The organism is Aquimarina aquimarini (assembly GCF_900299535.1).
Taxonomy (GTDB): Bacteria; Bacteroidota; Bacteroidia; order Flavobacteriales; family Flavobacteriaceae; genus Aquimarina; species Aquimarina aquimarini.
The window spans coordinates 1-6,664 of sequence record NZ_OMKE01000028.1; the positions used below are offsets into that span (position 1 = coordinate 1).

A 6,664-nucleotide genomic window follows, 5' to 3' on the forward strand; every position below is an offset into this window, starting at 1 on the left:
ATGGGTTGGTTTGGATGGAGCTCCTCGTACACAAACACTTACCTTAAATACTCCGATAGGCGGTAATGAGCGTGTTGGTTTGGGTTTTTCTATTGTCAACGATGAGATAGGTCCTACAGATGAGACATATTTTGATATTGATTTTTCATATACCTTACCTACTTCAGAGAAGGGTAAATTAAGTTTAGGCCTAAAAGCTGGGGGTCATTTATTGAATGTTGATTTTCAACGATTATCACAATTTAGCAGTAATGATCGTTTGTTTGAGAATAATATAGATAATAAGTTTAGTCCTAATGTAGGAGTTGGGGTGTATTATCATACCGATCGATTTTATTTAGGATTAAGTGCTCCCAATTTATTAGAGACAGACCATTTTGATGAGAGTTCAGCCAGTAGTGATAGTGATGCCGTAAGTTTTCTGGCCGAGGAGCGTATCAATTATTATTTGATAATTTATTAGAGACAGACCATTTTGATGAGAGTTCAGCCAGTAGTGATAGTGATGCCGTAAGTTTTCTGGCCGAGGAGCGTATCAATTATTATTTGATAGCAGGTCATGTTTTTGATTTGAGTGATGAAGTTAAGTTTAAGCCAGCGATTTTGAGTAAGTTGGTTTTTGGTGCGCCATTGCAAGTTGATGTTTCTGCAAACTTTTTGTTGTATGATCGATTGACTTTGGGTGCAGCTTATAGATGGGATGCTGCTATTAGTGGTACGATAGGTTTTCAAATTACAGATGCGTTGATGATTGGTTTTGCATATGATCGAGAAACGACAGAATTGGGTCAGACACAATTTAATGATGGGAGTTATGAGGTGATGTTACGCTTTGAACTCTTTAAGAAATACAATAGAATGTTAACTCCTAGATTCTTCTAACAAGAATGATTTTATAGGGAAAGTTACAATAATCTTAATCTATATTTCTGAATATCAGATATTTATTTATTAAGAATTAAATGTAGCACTAAACCTCTTGGAAACTATGTTTAAATTTTTGTGAAAATTTTCTTAAAATTTAAGCTAATGTTTTTGATTTTTAAAGTGTTTGCATTCAATAGTTTTTATTGTATAGATGCATTTAATTAAGGTTTTACAGTATATATTTTGAGGATTATGTGTATATAGGTTTAGATGTTTTATGATTACTTTTATGTTGTTAAAAAATTGTTATTTAACAGACTTTATTAGATTTTAAATTATAAAGCCTATATCGGTAGTAATTAACATATTTGCTTATGGATACTATTACTTTTAATCACTTCGTAAAAAAAATAAGATGTTTTTCTTATTATAATTTATTCCAATTCGTAATTATTTATTTCTGTTTTTTCTTTTTTTAAAAGAAAGGTAGGAATTATTAATGTGTATTGTGTAGTGATTTTTTAATGAAATAAGGCATTATTTTATGAGGCTATAAATAACAGTTTTTTGAGAATGTACCCCTTGTATTAGTTGAACTTTGGCGAGCCAGCAATGACAAGGTATTTGAATAACGATTATTTATATTAATTATGCTAAGATCTTTTCAATTGATAAAGAGAAATGTATACAAATCTATAGAAAGTATTTCCTTTTCTACAATTGTATATTGTAAGGTTCTCACTTCCAAAATTACAATCAGTATAAGTACTATGTACTCCTATTATACACAGCTGTATAGAGATACTATTTCTTGTGCTTTAAAATGTTTTTATTTTAATAAAACCGATAAAATGCATGAACAGTATAATTTCTTGAAACTAAGTATTTCGTCGAAACAAAATAGTTTTTTATCGATTAAATAGAGCCTTTGATCGTCATGAAGCCACTATTTAACAAAATAAAATGTTAATTTTGACAAGTATTATTTACTGTGTTTTTACAATTAACTCTTTTTCTTTTAACAATTGATAAATAAAATTATCTCATGAAAAAAAATACTTATCCTATATATATAGTTTTTGGATCATTTTTGTTTTTTGCCATCATATTTTATTTAGGTGGTGAAGTATGTCCCAATAAAATAACAATTCAAAAACAAGTGTTAGATACAGTGATTGTTGTATGAAAATTATATCAAATTTGATCTACTCTTCTCAATGATAAGAAATAATGAATTAGATGCGTATTTCTGGAAAAACATATATAGATTCTTGTGAATCACTCCCAAACAAATAATAGAACATTTTATCATAAAATAGCTTATGAAAGTTTTCACACATTTTAAAAATATCAATAATATCAAAATATCAGCTTTGATGTTTTTGATATTAATATCGTATTCGGTAAGTTCTCAGGTAGTAACTACTTGGGGAGGGTTGTCGGGAACTATTCCTGAAAATAATTATTTAACTAGTAGTTTATCTTCAGTAGCAGATGGCTCAACATTTGTTAGGGTTGATATTACCAGATCTCCATCTTCAACGACAGGAGGAATTGTTAATGCTGTTCCACCAGGAGGAACTTTAACAAATAGTTTTAATAATTCAAGAACTACAGTAGGAGTTTCAGGTAATACGTATACATATACTTTTAGTGAACCTGTTTATGTTGTACTAAGTTCACAAGAACATAGTGAATTAATTAGGACAGAGAATATAAAAGTTTCAAGTTCTGATGTAGGAGCTCAGTTTTCGGGTTCATTGACAGGAGCACAAACAGGACATTTTATAAATAATAATAATACTTCAGAAGTACATATAGGTTCTAATAACTCTATCACAGCAGCAGGAACATATTGGACAGTAACTAGTAGTATTCCAGTTACTACATTATCTGTAGAGTATTATGTGACGAATCCTAGTGAAGCTGTATCTGGAGAACCTTTTACTTTGGATTTAGCACCTGTACCATATGTAAGGTTAGATGATACTAATGTTACTGGAGCTGGAGGAATTAATATAAATTCTACTTCATGTTCTACAGGGTGGGAACCTTTAGATAATACCAATACTGGAGCAATATCTTCATTAAATGCTCCTCACGGTATTAATAATATGACAGTTACCTTAACGAATCCACAAGATATTGGACAAGAAGAGTTAACAATGCCAGGAGCTTTTTCAGGTATTTTAGTTTCTGGTAATAATACCACATCAGTTACTATAACTAATGATGGCACTGCTACAATAACACAGTTTAGGCAAGCATTAGATGATATATATTACTTAAATAACGCAATAACTCCTAATATAGGGGTTATCAGAGTTTTAGAAGTGCAAATTACAGATATTTATGGTCGTACATCAAATACAGCGATAACCAATATGCCTATAGTAAGAGGCCCTAGATCTGGGGTAACTCAAGGGCCATTGATAATATTTACAGGAAGTGGATCAATAGATTTATTTACAGGATTAGATGGTAGCGAGGATTCAGGAGGTACTTGGGTTGATGTAGGAGGAACAGGAGCTCTTACTGGTAGTAATGTTAATGAAGCTTTGCTTCCTCTGGGAGGAAGTATTTTTAGATATGATGTAACTGGTTCAGCACCCTGTATGAATGCATCTACCACTTTGGTAGTAATAAAAATGAGTAATACAGAAATACCTTTGACATCTCCTACTGCCTGTGGAGAAGTAACTACATCTTATACGAATCCTTTATACTCAGCAAACTCAGATGACCCTATTTATATATTTGATTCAGGTTCAGGAGAATTAGTATGTCCAGCAGGAAGCGGAGGAACAACTTATGATTGGTATATCTATAATTCAACTAGTAATTCGTATGATGTGCATGCATTGAATTCAACACCCACTCAAACAGGGTTGGCTGATGGTGGATATTTGGTAGTAAGAAATGACGGTGGTACAGTAGAAGAGGGTAGAGCATGGGTTTGGAATACTTCTCTCAATATTGATGCGGGAACGAATCAAACTGTCTGTGCAGGAGATACTGTTAATTTGACGGGAGCAGGAACAGTTACCAATCCTGTATATACGTATTATGATCCAGTACCAAGACCCTTTGTAATTGATGCATCTACAGAAATTACCGTTACATTTGATGCTGTACATACCTATGTGTCGGATTTAGGTTTTTTTGCAGTTGCTCCAGATGGATCGACTACTGTTACTTTAGGACCAAATCAAGGAAATACATGTAACTCAGGAGATAATGTTACAAACTTATCTTTTACCAATGATGCGGTAAGTAGTTTTTTTAATTATTGTTCGCCAGCAACAGCTCCTTTAGGAGGTACATACGATGGATATTTTGATGGTACTTCGAATTTTACAATAGATTGGTCTCCATTTTATGGTTTTGATGCCAGACAAGGAGGGTGGGCTGTACAAATATATGATTGTGTTTTAGAAGATGCTGGTAGCTTAACTGGAGCCATTATTAATTTTGATGATGGACTAGGTAATGTAGTTACTTATTCTAGTGGTTCAATTTCTGTAGCCATAAATGATAATTCTTGCACACCAGGAACAGCCTCTATTTATGTAGTACCTTTTGTTCCACCAGTTTCTAATACAGATAGTTCTATTTCTTTAGCAGATGGAATAGGTGTAGGAGGTGCAGGAGGGTATGAATGGTCGTATAGTACCACAGGATCTTCAGGTCCTTGGTCTGGACCTTTTGAAAATAGTACACTCATGCCATCAAGAGTAGTAAATGAAACTACTTGGTTTAGATTAGAAGGGGATAATGGAGTAGGATGTTTTAGTGATGGAGTGGTACAGATTAATGTAGTAGATCGTCCAGAAGCAGGTACGGGATCAGATGATTATGTTTGTGAAGGAGATGCGTTGGTAAACCTAAATTCATTAATAACTGGTGCAGGTATCGGAGGTACTTGGAGTGTATCAGGTTCGTCTCCAAGTAACCCAGGAGGAGATTTTAGTGCAGGAGCAGGAACCTATAACCCAACAATAGCAGGAGTATATATTTTTGATTATACAGTTGCCGCTACAATACCTTGTTCTACAAATGCAGTAACCTCTGTAACAATATCTGTACAAGGTACTCCAAATACAGGGATAAATAATACCATATTTGCTTCCAATGGATCTGGAACAATTGATTTGTTTTCTAATTTATTAGGCACACCAGAAATGTTTGGTACATGGAGTTGGGATAATACTTCTTCTGATCCTGGAGTGAATTTTGATCAGCCTGCAGGTTCTGTAGATGTTTCAATATTACCAAACGGAGTGTATACTTTTGATTACACAATAGTTGGCTGTACAGAAGGTACTTCTTCTGTAACAATAATTCTAGTTACTGTAGATACTGATGGAGATAATGTTGGAGATACTTCAGATTTAGATGACGATAATGATGGTATTTTAGATATTAACGAAAATACTTTAGGAGTTGATCCTTCTGCTGATGCAGATGGTGACGGAATTCCTAACTACCATGATTTTGATAATAATGGTAGCGGAACGGCACCAGTATGTGTAGATGGTGATGCAGATGGAATATGTGATACATTAGATCCTGCTTTTGATAATGATGGAGATGGTGTACCAAACCATTTTGATTTGGATAGTGATAACGATGGAATTACAGATTTAGTAGAATCCGGACAGCTTGATAACGGAGCTAGTGATGCTAATAATGATGGAATTATAGATGGTCTTCCTGTAGATTTTGGAGCTAATGGTCTAGCTAATTCAGTAGAATCAGATGATACAGCTACAGCTACAACACCTGCTCCAATAAGTACAGATACAGATGGAAAAGCAAATTATTTGGATATTGATTCAGATAATGATGGAATTGTAGATAATATTGAAGGGCAACCAACAGTTGGATATTTGGCACCAAGCGGAAGTGATACAGATGGAGACGGAATAGATGATCGATATGATAGTGATTGTACTGTTGCTTTATGTGGATTTAACGGAACACCAATTACCCCAGTAAATACAGATGGATTAGCAGACGGAGCTGATTATATAGATCTGGACTCTGATGAAGACGGAGAAAGTGATACCATAGAAGCCTACGATAGTAATGATGATGGGGTAGTTGATGGTACTGATACTATTGGAACTACACCAGATTTAGGAGCTTTAGGAACGGATAGCGATGGAGATGGTTTAGATGACGAATTTGATACAGATGGTTCTAGTACTACAGATGCAGGAGGGCCTACTAATGGAGGGCAAACAGCAGGAAGCCCTTTCCCTGATACAGATAGCCCAGGAGGAGAACCAGACTGGAGAGATGATATAAATAACGACCTTGAAATTACCAAAGTAGATACCTATGTTGATACCAATGGAAATGGTATTATCGATGCAGGAGATACGATCAATTATACCTTTGTGGTCACCAATAACGGAACTGCAACATTAACAGCTATTAGTGTTACAGATAGTGATCCTAATGTGATAGTAAGTGGTGGTCCTATTGCGTCATTAGCACCATCTGCTACTGATAATACAACTATTACTGCAACCTATACTATTTTGGCAGCTGATATTACTGCAGGGAACTTTAGTAATACGGCTACAGTGAATGCAGCAGATCCAAATGGTAACTTGATTAGTAGTTTATCGGATGATCCAGATGATCCAGCTGATGCAACCGATGATGATAATGATGGTAATCCCGATGATCCAACAGTAAGTGATTTACGTCAGCCATTATTAGATATCACTAAGACTGATACCTATGTTGATACGAATGGAAATGGTATTATCGATGCAGGAGATACAAT

At 34.5% G+C, this 6,664-nt stretch carries 1 protein-coding gene and 1 pseudogene; both read left to right on the plus strand.

The features are described from left to right. Nucleotides 1-882 (plus strand): annotated as a pseudogene (locus DG508_RS21325) (PorP/SprF family type IX secretion system membrane protein); the annotation flags it as partial. Between the two features lie 1,307 nt (nt 883-2,189). Then, on the plus strand, nt 2,190-6,664 hold a 4,475-nt coding region (locus DG508_RS13640; protein ID WP_416354248.1), incomplete at its 3' end, for a beta strand repeat-containing protein.